The 20,774-nt window shown below is 71.8% G+C and carries 20 protein-coding genes; 6 read left to right on the top strand and 14 right to left on the bottom strand.

The window, feature by feature from the left end; genetic code table 11:
- Positions 1-10: 10 nt before the first annotated feature.
- Together ACFXOM_RS14130 and ACFXOM_RS14125 are read right to left on the bottom strand one after the other, a co-directional pair.
- Positions 11-232, bottom strand: a complete 222-nt coding sequence (locus tag ACFXOM_RS14130; RefSeq protein WP_384933882.1) for an integrase — start codon at positions 230-232, stop codon at positions 11-13.
- 361 nt (positions 233-593) lie between these two features.
- A complete protein-coding gene (locus tag ACFXOM_RS14125) occupies positions 594-1,025 on the bottom strand; it encodes a DUF6924 domain-containing protein (protein WP_384933880.1) in 432 nt (143 codons plus the stop codon).
- Positions 1,026-1,292: 267 nt separating this feature from the next.
- Here ACFXOM_RS14125 and ACFXOM_RS14120 point away from each other — a divergent pair, with 267 nt between their 5' ends.
- Positions 1,293-1,682, top strand: coding sequence for a winged helix-turn-helix transcriptional regulator (locus ACFXOM_RS14120; RefSeq protein WP_384933877.1), 390 nt, complete (start codon positions 1,293-1,295; stop codon positions 1,680-1,682).
- On the opposite strand, the gene mutM is transcribed toward ACFXOM_RS14120, so the two are convergent.
- The 8 genes from mutM to recG all read right to left on the bottom strand — a co-directional run bounded on the left by mutM (position 1,643) and on the right by recG (position 9,108).
- The gene (gene mutM, locus ACFXOM_RS14115; RefSeq protein WP_384946659.1) at positions 1,643-2,515 is read right to left on the bottom strand and encodes a bifunctional DNA-formamidopyrimidine glycosylase/DNA-(apurinic or apyrimidinic site) lyase; all 873 of its coding nucleotides are present in this window, start codon (positions 2,513-2,515) and stop codon (positions 1,643-1,645) included. The genes ACFXOM_RS14120 and mutM overlap by 40 nt on opposite strands.
- A 191-nt stretch (positions 2,516-2,706) precedes the next feature.
- On the bottom strand, positions 2,707-3,522 hold the full coding sequence (gene rnc / locus ACFXOM_RS14110; protein WP_384933871.1) for a ribonuclease III: 816 nt from the start codon (positions 3,520-3,522) through the stop codon (positions 2,707-2,709).
- Positions 3,523-3,541: 19 nt separating this feature from the next.
- On the bottom strand, positions 3,542-3,715 hold the full coding sequence (gene rpmF, locus ACFXOM_RS14105; RefSeq protein WP_026165248.1) for a 50S ribosomal protein L32: 174 nt from the start codon (positions 3,713-3,715) through the stop codon (positions 3,542-3,544).
- A 2-nt stretch (positions 3,716-3,717) separates the two neighbouring features.
- Positions 3,718-4,356: a YceD family protein gene (locus tag ACFXOM_RS14100; RefSeq protein ID WP_384934091.1), complete on the bottom strand. Its 639-nt coding sequence runs from the start codon at positions 4,354-4,356 to the stop codon at positions 3,718-3,720.
- 136 nt (positions 4,357-4,492) lie between these two features.
- Positions 4,493-5,632 (bottom strand): ATP synthase F0 subunit B, encoded by a 1,140-nt coding sequence (locus ACFXOM_RS14095; protein WP_385037995.1) that lies wholly within the window; start codon positions 5,630-5,632, stop codon positions 4,493-4,495.
- Positions 5,633-5,731: 99 nt separating this feature from the next.
- A complete protein-coding gene (gene coaD, locus ACFXOM_RS14090; RefSeq protein ID WP_384933866.1) occupies positions 5,732-6,241 on the bottom strand; it encodes a pantetheine-phosphate adenylyltransferase in 510 nt (169 codons plus the stop codon).
- Entirely contained in the window at positions 6,238-6,822 is a 585-nt protein-coding gene (rsmD, locus tag ACFXOM_RS14085) for a 16S rRNA (guanine(966)-N(2))-methyltransferase RsmD (RefSeq protein ID WP_384933863.1), read from the bottom strand. Before rsmD ends, coaD begins: the two co-directional genes overlap by 4 nt.
- 84 nt (positions 6,823-6,906) lie before the next feature.
- A complete protein-coding gene (gene recG / locus ACFXOM_RS14080) occupies positions 6,907-9,108 on the bottom strand; it encodes an ATP-dependent DNA helicase RecG (RefSeq protein WP_384933860.1) in 2,202 nt (733 codons plus the stop codon).
- A 295-nt stretch (positions 9,109-9,403) separates the two neighbouring features.
- Here recG and ACFXOM_RS14075 point away from each other — a divergent pair, with 295 nt between their 5' ends.
- Positions 9,404-11,230, top strand: a complete 1,827-nt coding sequence (locus ACFXOM_RS14075) for an HSP90 family protein (RefSeq protein ID WP_384933858.1) — start codon at positions 9,404-9,406, stop codon at positions 11,228-11,230.
- Positions 11,227-14,124 carry a tetratricopeptide repeat protein gene (locus ACFXOM_RS14070; protein ID WP_384933856.1) on the top strand — a complete coding sequence of 966 codons (2,898 nt, stop codon included), beginning with the start codon at positions 11,227-11,229 and terminating at the stop codon, positions 14,122-14,124. Before ACFXOM_RS14075 ends, ACFXOM_RS14070 begins: the two co-directional genes overlap by 4 nt.
- Positions 14,125-14,272: 148 nt before the next feature.
- On the opposite strand, the gene ACFXOM_RS14065 is transcribed toward ACFXOM_RS14070, so the two are convergent.
- The gene (locus tag ACFXOM_RS14065; protein ID WP_384933853.1) at positions 14,273-15,889 is read right to left on the bottom strand and encodes a DAK2 domain-containing protein; all 1,617 of its coding nucleotides are present in this window, start codon (positions 15,887-15,889) and stop codon (positions 14,273-14,275) included.
- 256 nt (positions 15,890-16,145) lie between these two features.
- On the opposite strand from ACFXOM_RS14065, the gene rpmB reads away from it, so the two are divergent.
- Complete coding sequence (gene rpmB, locus ACFXOM_RS14060; RefSeq protein ID WP_003957616.1) at positions 16,146-16,331, top strand: 50S ribosomal protein L28; 186 nt, start codon at positions 16,146-16,148, stop codon at positions 16,329-16,331.
- Between the two features lie 326 nt (positions 16,332-16,657).
- Here the strand turns inward: rpmB and thiD are convergent, their stop codons facing one another.
- Together thiD and ACFXOM_RS14050 are read right to left on the bottom strand one after the other, a co-directional pair.
- Positions 16,658-17,440, bottom strand: a complete 783-nt coding sequence (thiD, locus tag ACFXOM_RS14055; RefSeq protein ID WP_385037992.1) for a bifunctional hydroxymethylpyrimidine kinase/phosphomethylpyrimidine kinase — start codon at positions 17,438-17,440, stop codon at positions 16,658-16,660.
- A gap of 70 nt (positions 17,441-17,510) precedes the next feature.
- Positions 17,511-18,470, bottom strand: coding sequence for a thiamine-phosphate kinase (locus ACFXOM_RS14050; RefSeq protein ID WP_384933848.1), 960 nt, complete (start codon positions 18,468-18,470; stop codon positions 17,511-17,513).
- A gap of 244 nt (positions 18,471-18,714) precedes the next feature.
- Here ACFXOM_RS14050 and ACFXOM_RS14045 point away from each other — a divergent pair, with 244 nt between their 5' ends.
- Together ACFXOM_RS14045 and ACFXOM_RS14040 are read left to right on the top strand one after the other, a co-directional pair.
- On the top strand, positions 18,715-18,948 hold the full coding sequence (locus ACFXOM_RS14045; RefSeq protein WP_017947604.1) for an Lrp/AsnC family transcriptional regulator: 234 nt from the start codon (positions 18,715-18,717) through the stop codon (positions 18,946-18,948).
- Between the two features lie 20 nt (positions 18,949-18,968).
- Positions 18,969-19,472, top strand: coding sequence for a DUF3515 domain-containing protein (locus tag ACFXOM_RS14040; RefSeq protein WP_384933845.1), 504 nt, complete (start codon positions 18,969-18,971; stop codon positions 19,470-19,472).
- A 115-nt stretch (positions 19,473-19,587) separates the two neighbouring features.
- Here the strand turns inward: ACFXOM_RS14040 and ACFXOM_RS14035 are convergent, their stop codons facing one another.
- The gene (locus tag ACFXOM_RS14035) at positions 19,588-20,760 is read right to left on the bottom strand and encodes a D-alanine--D-alanine ligase family protein (protein WP_384933842.1); all 1,173 of its coding nucleotides are present in this window, start codon (positions 20,758-20,760) and stop codon (positions 19,588-19,590) included.
- Positions 20,761-20,774: the final 14 nt, after the last annotated feature.

Raw genomic sequence — 20,774 nt, 5'->3', positions numbered from 1 at the left:
GGTCAGCGACCTATGAGCTTTCGTGGGCCGCCTCGGGGCCGTCATCGGCAACCGGGGCGGCCCAGACTGCGTCTACGGCGGCCCTCGTACGCGTCTCGCTCGACGGCATCAGATGCGTGTAGGTCCGCAGCGCGAAGCCGGGGTCATGGTGACCGAGATATTCACCGAGAGCCGTGATGCCCTCCACCGCGTCCAGGAGAACGGACGCATAGAGGTGGCGCAGCGCGTGCATGCCATTGTCCCGTCCGTTGGCCGCACCAGCAGTACGTAGAGCAGGACGCCACTGGCGATCATTGAACCGGTTGCGGTTCAGGGCGAGGCCCTCAGGGCTCCGGAAGATCAGAGACGCCGTGACGGGTGGACCGTCCAACATCCTCCAGGGCAACGCCACCTCGGCAGCGGGGAACCGTGTCAGGTGTCCGGCCAACGCGAAAGCTTTGGACTCGGCAGAGGGACATCCCGCTCCTTGCGGGCAGGCTAGGAGCCGGCCCGATTCGCGGCCGGCGTCCGGGCCCCGACTCTCGCCCCATGACAGCTCCCGCCCAAAGCCGCTACGCCGACCGCTCGGTTGCGCCATGGGGGAACAGGCCGGTTCAGTCCTCGCCCCAGCCGCGGAACGTCCCCGAACCGTCAGCTGCGTCGGCGAAGTCGGCGAAGTCCATGTTGGCGATGCTCAGATTGGCTGAAATCTCGGGGTACCACAGGGCCGGGACCCGGAACGTCCGCCCAGGCTCGTCGTAGAGGTCGACGGCCAGGAGCAGAGACGAAGGGTCGGACATGGTGGTCGCATCCGCGAGGAACACGTAGGTGAGCTTGTCGTCTTCCTCGGTGGCGGCTTCCTCATCGATCAGCGCTTGGATGCTCATGTCGGTGAAGCGGGGGTCACTGACGTAGGTGGCGTGCGGGGATCCGTCTGCGGCGTCGATCGCCGCTTGTACTGCGGCCCAGTCCGCGTCATTGCTGAAGTCGGTTCGCAGGACCGTCGAGGTCAGATCCTTTGGTGCAGGCAGGGGCATGCTGGCCATCCTGTCACCTGCAAGAGACGTTGGAGTCGGGCCGTCTGTGGGCCGTACGAGAGCGCTCAACGAGGACCGACGCTGATAACCGCCGACGGCTCAAGTCGCAGGTCGTAGCGTTGATCGACCGCACGGCTGCAGGTCAGAGACCCCACCCTTCACTTCTTCGGCTACTGACCATTCCCACCGTGCCGCCGGCTTTCGCCCGAACACCGCTGGTGTCCGGGCGAAAGCGCCCACCCGGGGCGAGCGCTACCCAGGCGTAAGCTGTTGGGTATGGACGATGCCAGGGCTTTCGACGTGTACTCCCGGGAGTGCCCCTCCCGGGGCACTCTGGAGCACGTGACCGGGCGGTGGGGCGTCCTGACACTCAGCGCCCTCTACGACAGCGGCTGCCGCTTCAACGGACTGCGCCGCCGGGTCGACGGCGTGAGCGAGAAGATGCTCTCGCAGACGCTCCAGGCACTGGAGCGGGACGGTCTCGTCCACCGCGAGGCGCAGCCCACCAACCCGCCCCGGGTCGACTACGAACTGACCCCGCTCGGACGGGAGGTCGCCGAGCGCCTGCTCGAGCTGATCCGGCTCGTGGAGGACAGGATGCCCGAGGTGCTCTCCTCCCGTGAGTGCTACGACGAGAAGCGTGGGGCCGCACGCGGCGGACGCTGACACCGCGGGCAGAAGTAGCTGGACCTGTTCATCCACGGCCGCCGTCGCATGGGCGTACCGCAGCGGCGGCACGGTTCGTCCTCCCGCCCGTAGGCGTCCAGTGACCGGTCGAAGTATCCGGACTCACCGTTCACGTTGACGTAGAGGCTGTCGAAGCTGGTGCCACCGACGGCCAGGGCCGCGTTCATCACGTCCCGCACATGGCCGAGGAGTTCCGTCGACCGCGGGCGGGTGAGCGTCCAGGTGGCACGCTCGTAGTGGAGTTTCGCGCGCCAGAGCGCCTCGTCCGCGTAGATGTTGCCCACGCCGCTGATCAACGACTGGTCGAGCAGGGCCCGCTTGATCGTGGTGCGGCGGAGCCGTAGCGCCGCGTGGAAGGCGGCGTCGTCGAACCGGGGGTCGAGCGGGTCCCTCGCGATGTGCGCGATGACGTCCGGCAGGCCGTCGCCGGTGGTGTCATGGAGCGAGAGCCCGCCGAAGGTGCGCTGGTCGACGAAGCGCAGCTCGGTTCCCAGGTCGTCGGTGAAGCGGATCCGGATGCGCAGGTGCTTTTCGTCGGCGGCCGCCTCCGGCTGGACGAGCAGCTGACCGCTCATGCCGAGGTGCCCGAGGACCGCCTCGCCCGTGTCCTCCAGCGGCAGCCAGAGGTACTTCCCGCGGCGCCTGGCCACACCGACCCGGTGCCCCTTGAGGCGGGCGGCGAAGTCCTCGCCGCCGCCGACGTGGCGCCGGACGGCACGCGGATGGAGGACCTCGACCTCACCGACGGTCCGCCCGGCGACCCAGCGCTCCAGCCCTCGCCGTACGACTTCGACCTCGGGCAGCTCGGGCACGGATCTCCTCGGAAAAAGGGGGGCAGGGCGACGTCGGCAGCGTACCTCCGTGGTGGCGCCCGTGGGCCGGGGCCCTTGACCCCCTGCGGAAGGTGCGGGGGCCCGGCCCGCGGCACCGCCGAACGGACAGGGTGACACGGCGAACCCCCGCCGTACCCGGAAGGGACGACGGGGGCAGGAAGCAGGAGGGTTCAGGCCGTGGCCCGGGGTGAAGGGGTGTCGGCGGCCCCTTCAGTCTCGGCGGCGGCCTTCTCCGCCGCCGCGCGCTCGTCCGCGGCGGCGCGGATCGCGCGCCACGCGGACTCGGCGGCCTGTTGCTCCGCTTCCTTCTTGCTGCGGCCGGTGCCGGTGCCGTACGAGACACCACCGACGCGGGCAGCAGCGGTGAAGGTCTTCTCGTGGTCCGGGCCGGTCTCGCTGACGAGGTACTCGGGTACACCGAGCCCCTCGGCCGCGGTCAGCTCCTGGAGGCTGGTCTTCCAGTCCAGGCCGGCGCCGAGGTTGGAGGACTTCTCGATCAGCGGGTCGAAGAGCCGGTGCACCAGCTCGGAAGCAGCGTCGAGGCCCTGGTCGAGATAGACCGCTCCGATCACCGCCTCGAGGGTGTCGGCGAGGATGGACGCCTTGTCCCGGCCGCCCGTGCCCTCTTCGCCCCGGCCGAGCCGGATGAAGGAGCCCAGGTCGAGGCCTCGACCGACCTCCGCCAGCGCACGCGAGTTGACCACCGCGGCCCGCAGCTTGGCCAGCTGGCCTTCGGGCAGGTCGGGGTGGGTGCGGTAGAGCGTGTCCGTGACCACCAGGCCGAGCACCGAGTCCCCGAGGAACTCCAGCCGCTCGTTGGTGGGCAGACCGCCGTTCTCGTACGCGTACGAACGGTGGGTCAGTGCACGCACCAGAAGGGCGGACTCGAGGTGGTACCCGAGCCGCCCTTCCAGAAGCGTGTGGGACGAGGCTGCGCTTGCGTTGTCTGCCTGCTTGCTGTTGCCGGCGTTGGACAACTCAGACACCGTGCCTCTCACCAGCCGCTCAGACCTCGAGGACCTGGCGCTTGTTGTAGGTGCCGCAGCTCGGGCACGCGATGTGCTGCTGCTTCGGCTCCTGGCAACGCTCACACGAAACCAGGGTGGGGACCGCAGCCTTCCACTGCGACCGGCGGTGGCGCGTGTTGCTGCGCGACATCTTCCGCTTCGGAACAGCCACGGCTACTTCTCCTGCTTCTCGTCGACGCCCGCTTCGGCGCCGCCCATGTTGTCCTTCTCACCGGTTCCGAGTGAACTGGCGAGTCCCTGCAGTGCCGCCCAACGGATGTCGACGGCGTCGTGGTGGTGGTCCGGTTCTTCGTCCAGCCTGATCCCGCAATCGGGACACAAGCCGGCACAGTCCTCCCGGCACACCGGCTGCATCGGCAGTGCGAGCACCACCGCATCGCGCAGCACGGGCTCGAGGTCGAACAAGCCGTCCTCGAGGAAGATCATGCCCTCGTCCTCGGCGTCGTCGCCGGGCTCCGCTGTGCGGCCCCGGTCATCGGCGTCGGGGTACGAGAACATCTCCTGGAAGTCCGCCGCGACCTCCTGGCGCAGCGGCTCCAGACACCTTACGCACTCCCCCTCGGCCGCCGCACGGGCGGTGCCCGTCACGAGCACCCCTTCCATGACGGACTCGAGGCGGAGTTCGAGCTCCACGGGCGTGCCCGCGGGCACGCCGATGACCTCTTCGATCCCGAAGACGGGCGCGGAGGGCGCCTCGACCGAGCGGGAGATTCGCTGGAGCGCACCGGGTCGCCGGCCCAGCTCGTGCGTGTCGAACACGAGGGGGTTGCGGTGGTCGAGACGGGCGTTCAGGGCTCTTCCTGCTTTCGGATCGTGTTGGGGCCGCGAAATCAGCGCAGCACGAGCTGGCGCACGCGCGACCGAACAGTCAGGATACTGGACCGTTCGCTGTAGGCCCAATCCGGTCAGTGCCGCTGCCGATGACCGGTCAGCGTTCCTGTTCGTAGCGGCGCAGCTGCTCCATGTCGATCATGCTCGTGTCGAAGAAGCTCGTCTCGTCGAGCTGCCCCTGGGATTGCTGAGCATGAGGCTGCTGGGCCTGAGCCTGCTGGGCCTGGGCCTGGGCCTCCTGGTCACCGTAGCCCCCGGTGTGGGAGGCGCCCACGGCGTAGGCGCCCTGCTGGCCGTACGCCGGGGCGTAGCCCTGCCCGTATCCCTGCTGGCCGTAGGCGTACGGGTCCTGCTGGTAGGCGTACGCGTCCTGGACCGGGGCCTGCTGGCCGTACCCACCGGTCTGGGCGGCGCCCACGGCGTAGGGATCCGCCTGGGCAGGGATCCCGGAGTGCGGTGCCTGGGGCTGCTGGTCGTGAGGCTGTCGAGCCTGCTGGGCCTGCGGCTCCGGGTCGGCCAGCTCCGCGAGCCCGGCGAGGTAGTCGGCGTCGCTGGTGTGCTGCACTCCGGCTGCGTCCTGAGCCGCGATGTGGGCGCCGAGGTCGTCCGTGGCGATACGGCCGTGGAGCTTCTGCCGGCCACGGCCGACTGCCTCCAGCGTCTTCGCCAGCACGGCCTCGAAGGCGCCGAGCTTGGCGTCGACGTAACCGTCGGCGCGCTGGAGGAGCGCGCCCGGGTCGGAGGTGTACTCCGGGGCGTCCTCGTCGGCGTACCCCTGCTCGTCCAGTCCGGGGCCGCGGCCGAGCAGCTTCTCACGGCCTCGGTCGACCGATCCGATGGTCTTGTTGAGCACGACCTCGAAGTTGGCGAGCTTGGAGTCGACGTAGTCGTCGGCCTCGGCCCGGATCTCCTCGGCCTCCCTGCGGGCCTCGGCGAGGATGCGGTCGGCCTCCTCCTGCGACTGCCGGGCGATCTCGGTGCCGGAGACCAGGGACCCGCGCTCGGAGTGGGCGGCCTCGATGATGCGCTCCGCCTCCTGGCGGGCCTGCGCCACCATCTGGTCCCGGTCGCCGATCAGCTCTCGGGCCTGCGCGAGCGAACCCGGAAGGGCCGCTCGGACCTCTTCCAGCATCGCGAGCAGCTCCGCGCGGTTGACCACGCAGGAGGCCGACATGGGCATGGATCGGGCGTTCCCGACCGCCGCGACGATCTCGTCGAGCTTCTTCTGCACGTCCACCGTGTGCTCGCCACTCTCTACAGCCGATTTGGAGACGGACGGGACGACTGTACGGCCAGCGGGCGCCGGTCCGACACCGGATGACGGACGGTCAGGGCGTCACTTCGCGGGGAGGCGGTCGCGCAGCGCGGCGAGAACCACCTCAGGCACCAGGTGGGACACGTCTCCGCCCCATGCGGCGACCTCCTTGACCAGCGAGGAGGAGAGGAAGCTGTACGTCGGGCTGGTCGGCACGAACAGCGTCTCGACGCCCGAGAGGCCGTTGTTCATCTGGGCCATCTGCAGCTCGTAGTCGAAGTCGCTGACGGCACGCAGGCCCTTGACGATGGCGGGGATGTCCCGCTCCTTGCAGTAGTCGACGAGCAGGCCGTGGTAGGCCTCGACCTCGACGTTGCCGTACTCGGCGGTGACGTCGCGGATCAGCTCGATCCGCTCCTCGACGCTGAAGAGCCCTTGCTTCGCCTGGTTGATCATCACGACGACGTGCACGACGTCGTACAGCTTGGAGGCGCGGGCGATGATGTCGAGGTGTCCGTTGGTGACGGGGTCGAATGACCCCGGACAGACTGCGCGGCGCAACTGAAGTCCCTCGCTCTCCGGTCCGGTCATGGTGCGTCTTCGCACGTAGAGGCGGCGCGACCGTACCAAAGCGTTCCCTCGCCGTAGCGCCGGGCCCGCAGTGGCTCGATCCCCTCGGGCCAGACGAACGCCCCGCCCCTGGTGCTGCGCTCCACGGTGACGAGGGCATCGGCCGCGAGCCACCCCTCCGAGCGGAGTGTGATCAGGATCTCGCGAAGATCGTCGTCCGTGACGGCGTACGGCGGGTCGAGGAACACCACGTCGTACGGGGTCTCGGGCGGCGGTCCCTGCACGATCTGCTCGGCGCGACCCGTGCGCACCTCGGCACCGGGCAGCCGCAGCGTCCGCACGTTCTCCCGGACGGTGCGGGCGGCCCGGCCGTCGGCCTCGACGAGCAGGGCGTGGGACGCTCCGCGCGACAGCGCCTCCAGTCCGACGGCGCCCGAACCGGCGTACAGATCGGCGACACGCACGCCGTGCAGCGTGCCGAGCAGCGACTCCCAGGTGGAGAACAGGCCCTCGCGCGCCCGGTCGGAGGTGGGGCGGGTGCCGTTGCCCGGCGGCACGGCCAGGCGACGTCCGCCGGCCGCACCGGCGATCACGCGGGTCATCTGAGTCCTTCGCGGCAGAGGTGGTCCGGCCGGCCCGCTCCGGACCGGTCACCTCCACGATATGGGCTGCGCGCGGCTCGGGCGTCAGCCCTTGTCCAGGTACTGCTCGCGGTCCTTGTCCAGCAGTGCGTCCAGGGCGGTGCGCAGGCCGGGGAGGTGAGTCAGCTCGGGGTCGGCGGCGACGACCGAGAGGGCCTCCTCGCGGGCCGCTGCGATGACCTCTTCGTCGTCGATCACCGCGAGGACCCGCAGCGAGGAGCGTGCGCCGGACTGGGCCTGCCCCAGCACGTCGCCCTCGCGACGCTGTTCGAGGTCGATGCGCGACAGTTCGAAGCCGTCCAGCGTGGCGGCGACGGCGGCGAGCCGGGCCCGGGCGGGGCTCGCCTCCGGCATCTCGGAGACGAGCAGGCACAGCCCCGGGGCCGAGCCGCGACCAACACGGCCACGGAGCTGGTGCAGCTGGGATACGCCGAACCGGTCGGCATCCATGATCACCATGGCCGTGGCATTGGGTACGTTCACCCCGACCTCGATGACGGTGGTGGCCACCAGGACGTCGACCTCTCCCGCGGCGAAGCGGAGCATCACGTCGTCCTTGTCGTCGGGCGCCATACGACCGTGCAGCACCTCCACCCGCAGGCCCTCGAGGGGGCCGTTCGCCAGCTGCTCGGCCACCTCGAGCACGGCGAGCGGCGGCCGCTTCTCGGCCTCGTCCTCCGCCGACTTCTTCTTGGCTGCTTCGTCGAGGGAGTCGCCGATCCTGGGGCACACCACATAGGCCTGGTGGCCTCCCTCGACCTCCTCGCGGACCCGTTCCCAGGCCCGTGCGAGGAAGTGCGGCTTGTCCGCCGCCGGGACCACGTGGGTGGCGATGGGCGAGCGGCCGGCGGGCAGCTGGTCAAGGACGGAGGTCTCCAGGTCACCGAAGACCGTCATCGCGACCGTACGGGGAATCGGCGTGGCCGTCATGACCAGCAGGTGCGGCGTGCGCTGCTCGCCCCGGGCGTTCCCCTTGCCGCGCAGTGCGTCGCGCTGCTCCACACCGAAGCGGTGCTGTTCGTCGACGACGACCAGGCCGAGGTCGTGGAACCGGACCTTGTCCTCGATCAGCGCGTGGGTACCGATCACGATCCCGGCATCACCGCTCACCAGGTCGAGCAGGGCCTGGCGGCGTGCCGCCGCGCCCATGGAGCCCGTGAGCAGGACGACCTTCGTCGCGTGCTCCGCGCCGCCGAGCATGCCGCCCTCGGCGAGGTCGCCCATCATCTCGACGACCGAGCGGTGGTGTTGCTGGGCGAGGACCTCCGTCGGGGCGAGCATCGCGGCTTGGCCGCCGGCGTCGACGACGGCCAGCATGGCCCTCAGCGCGACCATGGTCTTGCCCGAGCCGACCTCGCCCTGCAACAACCGGTGCATGGGGTGCTCCGCCGCCAGATCGCAGAAGATCTCCGTGGAGACCTTCTGCTGGCCTGCGGTGAGCGTGAACGGGAGCCGGGCGTCGAAGGCGTCGAGCAATCCGCCGGGCGAGGGCCTGCGGGCGACGGCGGGGAGTTGCGTGTCCGCGTACCGCCTCCGGGCGAGGGCTACTTGGAGGACGAAGGCCTCGTCCCACTTCAGGCGGTGCCGGGCGTCCTCGATGTCGGCCTTCGTCTGCGGGCGGTGGATCTTGAGCAGCGCCTCGGGGAGGGGGACGAAGCCGCGGCCCTCGCGCAGCGCGGGCGGCAGCGGGTCCACGGCCTCACCGGCCTGCGGGAGGACCGCGTCGACCGCCTTGGCGATCTTCCAGGACTCGAGGCCCTTGCAGGCGGGGTAGATCGGGATCAGCCGGCCCGCGAAGGCGCTCACCGCGCCCGCGCCGCTCTCCTCGTCGAGCCGCTCGTACGCCGGATGGGCGAGCTGCAGCTTGCGGTTGAACACGGAGACCTTGCCGGCGAACATCGCGCGGGTGCCGGGCAGCAGGTCCTTGTGGGGCTTGTGGACCCCCCGGCCGAAGAAGACCAGCTGGAGCCGTCCGCTTCCGTCGGTGATGGTGATCTCCAGCCGCTGGCCGCGGCCACCGTTGAACGTGTGCACCCGCGCGTCCGCGACCTGGGCGACCACGGTGACGTGCTCGTCCAGCGGTAGCTCGGCCAACCGCGTCAGCTGACCGCGTTCCTCGTAGCGCCGCGGATAGTGGTGCAGCAGGTCACCGACGGTGTGCAGATCAAGGTGCTCGGCCATGACCTTCGCGGTCGCCGGGCCGAGCGTCTTCTTCAGCGACTCACCCAGCACCACGCCTCCTGGCACGCCCCGTTCCTCGTCACTGTCACTCCCGGTCCGGCCGGGCTGCCGGCGCGGACGGATGCCCGGTCCGGCCGCCTCGTGGCGGCACCCCGGAGAACCACCCTATCCAGCGCCGTCATGCCCCCCATTGCACACCACGGCACCGACAACCCTCGCGCACCGCTGGATATCCCCTGGTCACCACGGTCCTGCGGACCCTAGGATGGCTCGGGTCTCCCCGCCTTCCCACGCCGCGATCACCGACGACCGGGATCGCCCGACCCGCGCCGCCGCTCGTCCCCCCACCGGCGCAGCGACGATGACTTCTGAGACCACGCCACAGACCACCGCTGCCGGCCCGCACACCTTCCAGGTCGATCTGCGCGGCCTGGTGGACCTGCTGTCCCACCACCTCTACTCCAGTCCCAAGGTCTACCTCCGCGAGCTGCTGCAGAACGCCGTGGACGCCATCACCGCGCGCCGGGCGGAGCAGCCGGACGCGCCCGCCCGGGTACGCCTGTACGCGGATGACGGCCGGCTGCGCGTCGAGGACACCGGTGTCGGGCTGACCGAACGGGACGTGCACGACCTGCTCGCCACGATCGGCCGCAGCTCCAAACGGGACGGCGGTCTGGAGTCCGCGCGGTCCGAATTCCTCGGCCAGTTCGGCATCGGGCTGCTCGCCTGCTTCGTCGTCGCCGCAGAGATCCGGGTGGTCAGCCGGTCCGCGCGGACGCCACAGGCACTGCCGGTCGAATGGACGGCGCGCGACGACGGTTCGTACACCGTGCGCAGCCTCCCCGACGGCGCCCGCGAGGAGCCAGGTACGACCGTGTACCTCACCGCACGGCCCGGTAGCGGGGACTGGCTGACCCGGGACCGGGTGCGCACGCTCGCCCGGGACTTCGGCTCCCTGCTCCCCTACGACGTGCGCATCGGCGACGAACAGATCACCGATCTGCCCGCGCCCTGGGACCGCGCTTACCCGAGCCCGACCGCCCGCCGGGTAGCCCTCGCCCGCCACTGCCAGGAGCTGTTCGGTTTCTCGCCGCTCGACGCGATCGACCTGGACCTGCCGCTCGCGGGCGTGCGCGGTGTGGCGTACGTCCTGCCGTCGGCGGTGAGTCCGGTACAGCGCGCGGGCCACCGGGTGCATCTCAAGGGGATGCTGCTCACCGACCGGGCGGACGAACTGCTGCCCGAATGGGCGTTCTTCGTCCGCTGTGTGCTGGACACCGACAGCCTGCGCCCGACCGCGTCCCGCGAGTCGCTGTACGCGGACGAGACGCTCGCGGCGGTGCGGGACACGCTCGGCGGGCGCATCCGCGACTGGCTGACCGGGCTGGCCGCGGGCGACCCGGAGCGCCTCGCCCAGTTCCTGTCCGTCCACCACCTGGGGGTCAAGTCGCTGGCACGGCACGACGAGGCGATGCTGCGCACGATGCTGCCGTGGCTGCCGTTCGAGACGACCGACGGCAGGCTCTCCCTCGAGGAGTTCGCCCGGCGCCACCCCGTCGTGCACTTCACGCGGACCGTCGAGGAGTACCGGCAGGTCGCGCCGATCGCATCGGCCCAGGGCATCGGCGTCGTCAACGGCGGTTACACCTACGACTCCGAGCTCGTCGAGCGTCTCCCGTCGGTGCGGCCGGGAACGGTGGTGGGAGAGCTCGACGCCGACACCGTGACGGCGCATCTCGACACGGTCGACGCGGCCGACGAACTGGCCCTCGCGGGCTTCCTGGCGGTGGCGCGTGCCGCGCTGGATCCGCTCGGCTGCGACGTGTCCCTGCGTTCCTTCCACCCGCTGACCGTTCCCGCGCTGCACCTGGACGACCGGGCGGCCCGCCACGAACAGGCCCGCGCGGAGGCCGAGGACCAGGCGGACGACCTCTGGGCGGGCATCCTCGGCTCGCTGCGCGGCAGCGCACCACGTGCGCGTCTCGTCCTCAACCACCTCAACCCGCTGGTCCGCAGGATCAGTGCCCTCCACGACCCCCAGCTCGCGGGCACGGCCGTCGAATCGCTGTACGGCCAGGCCCTGCTCATGGCCCAGCGTCCGCTGCGCCCCGCCGACTCAGCCCTGCTCAACCGAGCCTTCGCCGGCCTGCTCGAGTGGGCCACCCACGACCGGGAGGACGACCGGTGACCCTGACGTTCCAAGCCCTGCGCGAGGCGATCCGGGACAACTTCGCGCAGCCGGAGGGGCCCGCCAGGAACGCCCGTGCGGAGGCGCTGCTCGTCGAGGCCGAGGGCATCGGCGAACCGCTGGCCGTCATCGAGGCTCTCGGGCACCAGCTGCAGGTCTACAACTACAGCGCGGAGAAGGCCAAGATGTTCGTCCCGTTCGCGCGACTGCTGCGGATGTGGGACGAGCGCCCCGGGGACTTCGACGATTACGAGACCCACTCCCTGCACTGGGTCTTCAAATGGGTGTCCAGCGGCATGCTCGACCAGCCGCACATCCCGCTCGCCTCGATCGAGAAGTGGCTCGGCGAGATGGAGCACCGCTACCGGCTGGCGGGGCACTCCGAACGGGCGGTGCGCCAGAGTGAGTTCCGGGTCGCCCGGCACCTCGGGGACCGGGATCGGGCCCAGCGCGCCTACGCGGCGTGGCTGGCCGCCGACCGGGACCGGATGAGCGACTGCCACGCGTGCGAGCTGCACGGGCAGGGCTCCTGGCAGGCGGAACTCGGTGACGACGCCCGTGCCCTGGAGATGTGGCGGCCGGTCCTCCAGGGAGAACACACCTGCGCCCACGAGCCCCATGCCGTGCTGGCGTCCTCGCTGCTGCCCCTGGTGCGGCTCGGCCGCACGGACGAAGCCCGCGCCAACCACCTGCGCGGCTACCGGCTGGTGCGTCCCGTGGAGAGCATGCGCAGCTCGGTGGCCCTGCACGTCGAGTTCTGCACCGTGACCGGCAACGAGGCGCGGGCGCTGGAGATCCTCGCGGACCGACCGGCGCACTTCACGGACGACGGCAACCCGGACTCCCTGATGGACCACCTCGCCGTCACGGCGCTGCTGATGGACCGGCTCGTGGCGCTCGGGCACGGCGAGCAGGAGGTGCCGGGTCCCGCCGGGGCGTCCTGGACCGCGCGGACGCTCGCCGGGCACGCCCGCGAACAGGCGCTGGCGGTCGCCGCCCGCTTCGACGCGCGCAACGGCACAGCGGCGATCAGCACCCTGCTCAGGGACCGGATGGGGCGGCGTCCGTTGCGGGAACGCCTGCCGCTGGGGATGCGGGCGGTGCCGTTGGTCCCCGCCGCCGATGCGCCCGCGGTCCGGCGCGCGCCCGCGCCGGCCGGGCCGGAGGAACTCCTGGCAGAGGCACAACGGCTGACCGCCGCCCGGCACCCCGGTGCCGGGGCGGCCTGGGAGGCGTTCGCCGAGGCCGCGCGGGACGCGGATCCCGACGAACGGACACTCGCCGAGATCGAGGACCACCGGGCCATGTCGCGCCGTACCGAGCCATCGGAGTCCGTCCGGCTGTTCCGTTCCGCGGCCGAGCGGTACGAGGCCGTGGGCGACCACGGCGAGGCGGCGGCAGCGCGGTCCCGCGCCGCGTACGCGATGGCCCGCGACGGACGAGCGGACGAGGCGGTCGCCGCCGTGGCCGAGTCCTGTGCCCGCGCCCTCGCGCTCCACGCCGAGGGCGCCATCGGGCCGCGCCACCCGGCGGGGGCGCTCCTCAACCGAATGCGCATCCATCTGGTGCGCCTGCACGAGGCGGACGACCTCCGGGACGAGGACGAGAGCAGGCGGCGGACCGACGCGGTGGAGCGGGCCGTGGCGGAAGTACTCGCGTTCACCGAGCCGCACCGCATCGACCCGCTCGTCGCCGACCGGGCCGCGGAGGCGGAGTCCGTGCTCGGCGACCTCGCGGCGCGCCGTGGGGACGCCACGGAGGCCGCCGAACGGTACGCCGCGTCGGCCGCCCTGTTCCACCAGGCCGGACTGCCCTGGTTCGCGGTGGAGCCGGAGTCCCGTCTCGTCCCGGTGGCACGCCACCTGGGCGACCAGGAGACGGCCGAACGGGCGGCCAGGGCCGCCCTGGAGCACGGTGCTGAGTTCGTCGAGGCCTGGGGGTCCACCCGCCTGCACCTGCAGCTCGCAGAAGTCCTCGGCGCCGCGGGCCGGTTCGGGGAGGCGGCCGAGCACGCGCTGGAGGCCGCGCACTGGGCCGGCGAGGCCGGTGAGAGCGCAGGCATCGGGGTGTACGCCCGGCACAGGCTCGGCGGCTGGCTGTTGCAGGCCGGGCGGGTGGCGGAGGCAGCAGCGGTCCTGGAGGCGGTGCTCGCCGACCTGTCCACCGACGACCACGGGGAGGGGATGGTCGTCCAGACCCTGTGGTGGACGGGCGACTGCCTGAGCTCGTTGGACGAACCGCGAGCGGCGGCCGAACACTGGCTGAGGGCGGCCGACATCGCGCGCACCTGGCCCGAACAGGACGATCACGCCATGCTCGCCAACCTCGCGGGCCAGGCGCTGTACCGCGCGGGCCTCAACAGCGAGGCGGACCGCGCCTACGAACGGGCCTGCTCGCTCTGGCGGGAACTGGGCGACGTCCACGCGTCCGTACGCGCGCTGCGGGTGCGGGCCTGGATCGCGGTCCGCGAGGGCCAGGCGGGGACGGAGGCCGCCCTGGCGTTCATGACCGCTGCGGCCCGGGAGTGCGAGCGGGCGCTGCAGGAGGCGGCCGACCCGTCCGCGAGGGCACGGCTGCTCGCGGAGACCGCCGACACCCACCGGCAGACCGGAGAGTTGGTCGCGCGCGAAGGCGAGGAGGGGGCGACCTACGCGGCGGCCCTGGTGCACGTGGAGAAGGCGATCGCCGGATTCGGCGAGGCCGGCGAGGACTTCATCGACCTGCGGACGGGCGCGGAGCTGATGGCCGCATGGCTGGAGGCGGACCTGGGCGCCACGGCTTCCGCGGCCGCCCGGGCCCGCGGGGTCCTGGAGGCGTACACCACGGCGTCGGGCGAGACGGCGGAGTCGCGACGCGCAGAGGCCGAGCAGGTATTGGCGTACGTGTCCCGGTAGTGGGGCCGCCGGCAGGGACCGCCTGCCGCGATCCGCAGCGGACCGCGGTGGGAGCGCGCCCGGCCCGGTCCGTCATCCGGGGCCTGCCGGCGTGCGGGCATCCGGGCACCGAACGGGTCGGTGCTTCGGCCGCGTGGCTCCTCCTCCACTACTCCACGCCGATCAGCAGGGGCGAACCGTCCCCACCGTGGTAGGTCACCGTGTCCACCGCCAGGTACCCGGTCCGTACGTGGGATTCCAGGCGGTCCGCCAGCTCCGTCGGGGCGTCGGCCGGGAGGACCAGGGTGACGAGTTCGCCCCCGGCCGACAGCATGCGGTCCAGCACCGTCTCCGCCGTGGTGGCGAGGTCCGCGCCGATCACCGCCACGTCGCCCTCGATCATCCCCAGGACGTCTCCGGCCTGGCACACCCCCGCCGAGGTGAAGGACTGCCGCTCGGCGACCGCCAGTTCGCCGTAACGGGTCGCGCCCGCTGCCGACGTCATGGCCACGACGTCCTCGTCGAAACGGCGGTCGGGTTCGTGCACGGCGAGCGCCGCGATCCCCTGGACCGCGGACCGCGTCGGGATGAGGGCGACCCGGACGCCTTCCGTACGGGCTTGCTCCGCGGCGGCGGCCGCGGTGTGCCGCAGTTCCGCGTCGTTCGGCAGCAGCACCACCTCTCGGGCGTGCGCCCGGCGGATCGCCTCGACGAGCTCGCCGCTGGCGGGGGGTTCTCCCGGACGGGCGAGGACCGTGGTCGCGCCCGCCTGCGCGCACAGGCCGGCCAGCCCCTCACCTGGTACCACGGCGACGACGGCCCGCTGCACCGGTTCGGGTGCCCGGGCGGTGGGTGCGTCACTGGCGAAGTGGGTGATCCTGATCCGGTACGGCCGTCCGGCCTCGACCCCCGCCTCCACGGCGGCGCCCGCGTCGTCGACGTGGACGTGGACGTTCCACAGGCCGTCACCGCCGACCACGACGAGTGAGTCGCCCAGGGCGTCGAGCCGGGATTTCAGACGGGCCACCGCCGCATCGCCGGCCTCCAGGAGGTAGATGACCTCGAAGTCGGGACCGCCCTCGGCACACGACTCCGGAGCGGTGGCCGGGACCGGGTGGTGCAGGTGGGAGAGGCCTGCCTGGTGGAGGCGGTCCCGGTGGTGCGCGGGCGCGTCCCCGGTGACCGTCTCGACGAGCGCGCCGAGCACCGCCAGCAGCCCCTGTCCGCCTGCATCCACGACGCCGGCGCGGCCGAGCACCGCGAGCTGCCCCGGCGTGGCTTCCAGTGCCTCGCGGGCGTGCGCGTACGCGGCCGCCGCGGCGTCGGCGTCGTCCAGGGCCCCCGCGGCGTCCGCAGCGGCGGCGGCGACGGTGAGGATCGTGCCCTCGACGGGGTGGGCCACCGCCTCCCGCGCGGACTCCGCGGCCCGCCGCAACGCGTCCGCCAGCCCGCCTCCGCCCCGCGCGCCGAGTACGTCGGCCATGCCCCTCAGGAGCTGGGCCAGGATGGTCCCCGAATTGCCCCGGGCCCCGATCAGCGCCCCGTGGGCCATGGCCCGGACGGCGTCGGCCAAGGTGGGGGCCCCGGCACCGGTCTCGTACGCAGCGAACACCGCTTCCACCGCGCGCGCCGCGGACTCGACCGTCAGGTACAGGTTCGTCCCCGTGTCCCCGTCGGCGATCGGATAGACGTTGATCGCATCGATCTCCTCGCGCTCCCGGCCCAGCGCCTCCAGCGCCAGTGAGCACCAGGTGCGTACCGCCACGGCATCGAGGGACTGCGGCAACTACGTCCTCCTTCACGGGTCCCCCACGGGGCGCAGGGGGAAGATGGGCTGCACCGCAGGGTAGACCCGCACCCGGGTCCGGTCCGGGGCGGGGGCCGAGGGAGCCGTGGTAGTTTCGTTCTACGGGTGCAGCCGTTGTATGCTGCTCCGGTTGCCCGATGAAAATCGGGCCATTCCCCCGGCAAGCCACTTCAGATCACTGATTCCGGCACGCCGGATTTCACCGTAAGTGCATCTGAAGTCTTTGGAGTGACCCGTGGCTGCCAACTGCGACGTCTGCGGCAAGGGGCCGGGCTTCGGCAACAACATTTCGCACTCGCACCGCCGTACGTCCCGTCGCTGGAACCCGAACATCCAGCGCGTGCGTGCCGTGGTCGGTCGGACGCCGAAGCGGCTCAACGTCTGCACCTCGTGCATCAAGGCCGGCAAGGTCTCGCGCTAACGCCGACGCTTCGTCGTAGCGCAGCCCCTGCGGTTGCCTTGAAAGCCGGTCCACCCAGGTGGGCCGGCTTTTCGCCGTTCCCCGTGCCGGCCGTTCCCCGTCACCGCCGGCGGAGTCCTCCTCCCGGAGTCCGCCCTGCCAAAGGACGTACTCCCGTCCGGTCGGGCGCTTGACCGGGGCGACCCCCGCCGTGGCGCCCGCACCACCGTTGCCCGCCCTGGGCGGGCGCCCCACCGCCGGCGCCTTTCCCGTCCCGGGGTGCGACACCGCATCACGGCCGGCCACGGTCCTGCTGCGGGCCCGTGGCCGGCCTCCCGGGCCGGCAGCTACCGCAGGCGCCAGCCGTGGTCCACGGGGCCGATGCCGCCGCCCAGCGCGAACCCGGCGGCGATCGCGCCCGTGACGTAGTTCTTCGCGGCCCGGACCGCCTCGGGGACCGTCCGTCCCTTCGCCAGCTCCGACGCGACGGCCGAAGCCAGCGTGCAGCCGGTGCCGTGGGTGTGCCGGTTGTCGTGGCGGGGCGCGCGGAACCAGTGCTCCTCGGTGCCGTCGGTGAGCAGATCGACGGCGTCCCCCGCCAGGTGGCCGCCCTTGATCAGCGCCCAGCGCGGTCCGTACGCCAACACCGCCTCCGCCGCGCGCACCAGGTCGTCCTCGCTGCGTACGCGGACGCCGGTGAGCTGCTCCACCTCGTCGAGATTGGGGGTGGCCACCGTCGCCGCGGGGAGCAACCTGCCGCGGACGACGTCGAGCGCGGACGGCGCCAGCAGTGCGTCGCCGTGCTTGGACACGCCGACCGGGTCGACGACCACGGGCACGTCGGTCCCGGACAGCAGTGCGGCGACCGTGTCGACGAGTTCGGCGGACGCCAACATCCCGGTCTTCACCGCCTGGACGCCGATGTCATCGACGACGCTGCGGTACTGGGCGCGGACCGCCTCGACCGGCAGCTCCCAGGAGCCCTGCACCCCGAGCGAATTCTGTGCGGTGACGGCAGTGACCACGGTCATCCCGTGGACGCCGAGGGCGAGCATGGTCTTCAGGTCGGCCTGGATCCCCGCGCCGCCGCCCGAGTCGGACCCGGCGACGGCGAGGACCCGCGGCACCACACCCGTCCGCCGTGCGCCACCTACGACGGGCGCTCGTCGCCCCTGCGGCCCACGCCCCGCTCCCGCCATCTCATTCACCCCCGAAATGGTCCCAGCCGCCCTTGCTGGTCCAGGGCGCCCCGTCCACGGTCACCTGGGGCAGCGCCGACGGGTTGAGCACCTCGCCGATCACCTTCCAGCGCGCCGGCAACTTCACGTCCACCGGGAACGTCGCCACGATCGCGTGGTCCTCTCCGCCGCTGAGCACCCACTGGAGCGGATCGACGCCGACGGCCTGGCCGATGTCGTTCATCTGCGAGGGGATATCGATGAGTCCGGAGCGCAGGTCGATCCGGACCTTGCTCGCCTCGGCGATGTGCCCGAGGTCGGCGACGAGCCCGTCGCTCACGTCGGTCATGGCCGTGGCACCGAGCCCTGCTGCGGCCGGGCCCGCGTGGTACGGCGGCTCCGGACGACGGTGCGCCTCGACGAAGGCGCGCGGCGAGCGGAAGCCGCGCGAGAGCACGGCGTGGCCCGCGGCCGACCAGCCCAACCACCCGGTGTAGGCGACGACATCACCGGGCTGGGCGCCGGCCCGGGTCACCGGGTCGTGGTTGCGCAGGTCGCCGAGCGCGGTGATGGCGACGGTGATGGTCTCGCCGCGCACGACGTCACCGCCCACCACGGCCGCACCCGCGACCTGACATTCGTCCCGAATGCCGTCCATCAGCTCGGTGGCCCAGGTGACCGGGAGGTCGGCCGGCACCACGAGGCCGAGCAGCAGCGCGGTCGGTACGGCGCCCATGGCCGCGATGTCGGCGAGGTTCTGGGCGGCGGCCTTGCGGCCCACGTCGTAGGCGGTCGACCAGTCGCGCCGGAAGTGCCGTCCCTCCAGCAGGAGGTCGGTGCTGGCCACGACCCTGCGGTCCGGTGCGGCCACGACCGCGGCGTCGTCGCCGGGTCCCAGCCGTACGGCGGGGGTGGAGGTGAGCCGGGAGGTGAGCTCCCTGATGAGCCCGAACTCCCCCAGCTCGCCCACGGTGCCCTTCATCACGTCATGCCCTTCGTCGCCGCGGTGCCGCCGGACGCTCCGGCCCACCTGCTCTCTTCGTGCGGTCGCGAGCCGTCACCGCTGTGGGTACGGTCGAGTAGGCCCTGTCGGCCGTCAACTTGTGTGCCCTGTACGCCACGCTGCGGGCACCTGGGGGCGCGGGGGTCTCCCCGCGGCCCACGGCGACGCGATACCGTGGCGTCCCTTCTCCCCACATGATCCTCGTGGCCGCCCTGGAGGTTCCGTGGTACAGGCGTACATCCTTATTCAGACCGAGGTGGGCAAGGCGTCGACCGTCGCCGACACCATCTCCAAGATCCCGGGGGTGATCCAGGCCGAGGACGTCACCGGTCCCTACGACGTGATCGTGCGGGCACAGGCCGACACGGTCGACGAACTGGGCCGCATGGTGGTCGCCAAAGTCCAGCAGGTGGACGGCATCACCCGCACGCTGACCTGCCCGGTCGTGCACCTGTAGCCCCCGTTTACCCTTGGCCGGTGACGCCATTCCGCCGGCTACTGACTCTGCCCACCGCCGCAGTGCTGCTGACCGTCGGCGGCTGTTCCTTCTGGGGCACGGACACCACCCCGTCGCTCACGGTTCCCACCCCTCCCGCTGAGGAGGAGGCACTGTGCCGGACGCTGCACAGGGCGCTGCCGGGTTCCGTGGCCGGTGAGGGCCGCCGGGATCCCGAGCCGCGTTCCGAGCTGACCGCCGGGTGGGGGGACGCCGCGATCGTACTGCGCTGTGGCGTCCCCCGACCCGCGGGGCTCAATGACCCACGGGCACAGGCGGTCGAGGTCTCCGGCGTCGAGTGGTTCACGGAGGAGCTCGAGGACGGCGCCCGGTTCACCACCACGTACCGCAAGACCTACGTCGAGGTGACGCTGTCGAAGCGGCTCGCCGACCTCGGTCCGCTGGTGGAGCTGGCGGGACCGGTCGCGAAGTCGGTGCCGAAGCGTTTCGGCCAGCCCGCCCCGAGTCCCCACCACTCCCCCTGAGATTGTCGTGGCTCGGCCGGGGCGGACTTGCCGAATCGTTCCGGCAAAGGCCCCGGCCGAAGACGGGACCCGCGGCTCGGCCGCGACGGACCCGCACCCCGGGCGGTCCGCCTGCCTAGCGCAGGCCCGTGGAACGCCGCAGGGCCGCCTGGACCAAGCAGTCGACGAGCTCCCCGTAGCCCACCCCGCTCTCCTGCCACATCCGCGGGTACATGGAGATCGGCGTGAAGCCCGGCATCGTGTTGATCTCGTTGATCACGAACTCGCCGTCCTCCGTGAGGAAGAAGTCGGCGCGCACGAGCCCCTCGCACGACGCGGCCTCGAACGCCTCGACCGCGAGCCGCTGCACCTCGGCGGTCTGCTCGGCGTCGAGCGGCGCGGGCACCAGCCCGGCGGCCGAGTCGATGTACTTGGCCTCGAAGTCGTAGAAGTCGTGGGCGCTGACCGGCGGGATCTCGGCGGGCACGCTGGCGCGCGGGCCGTCCTCGAACTCCAACACGCCGCATTCGATCTCGCGGCCCCGCAGCAGCGCTTCGACCAGGATCTTCGGGTCGTGGCGCTGGGCCTCTTCGATCGCGTCGTCGAGACCGGAGAGATCGTCGACCTTGGTGATGCCGATCGACGAGCCGGCGCGGGCGGGCTTGACGAAGACCGGCCAGCCGTGATCGGCGGCGAAGTCGACGACCTTCTTCCGGGCGGCGGAAGGGTCCTGTGCCCACTCGCGCGGCCGGACGACCACGTACGGGCCCACGGGCAGCCCGAACGAGGTGAAGACCCGCTTCATGTACTCCTTGTCCTGGCCGACTGCAGAGGCGAGGACACCGGCACCGACGTACGGGATACCGGAGAGCTCCAGCAGGCCCTGCAGGGTGCCGTCCTCACCGTACGGGCCGTGCAGCACCGGGAAGACCACGTCGACCTCACCGAGCGCCTTGGGCACGGAGCCGGGCTCGCTGTAGACCACCTCGCGGCTGGACGGGTCGACGGGGAGGACCACGCCGCCCTCGACGGATTCCGCGAGGTCGCTGACGGACGGCAGCTTCTGGTCGGCGATGGCCATCCGGTCCGGCTCGTCGGCGGTCAGCGCCCACCGCCCGTCCGAGGTGATGCCGATGGGCAGCACGTCGTACTTGGTGCGGTCGATCGCACGCAGTACGGCACCGGCCGTCACCACGGAGATCGCGTGCTCGGAGCTGCGGCCGCCGAAGACGACCGCGACGCGCGGCTTGCGGTGCGCCTCGCCGCCGGTGGGGACAAGGCCGGTGCTCTGGGACAGGTTCTCGCTCATATCGCGATGAGCGT

This window comes from Streptomyces sp. NPDC059169 (assembly GCF_042755225.1).
Classification (GTDB): Bacteria; Actinomycetota; Actinomycetes; order Streptomycetales; family Streptomycetaceae; genus Streptomyces.
This window is presented reverse-complemented; position numbering and strand designations above follow the sequence as displayed.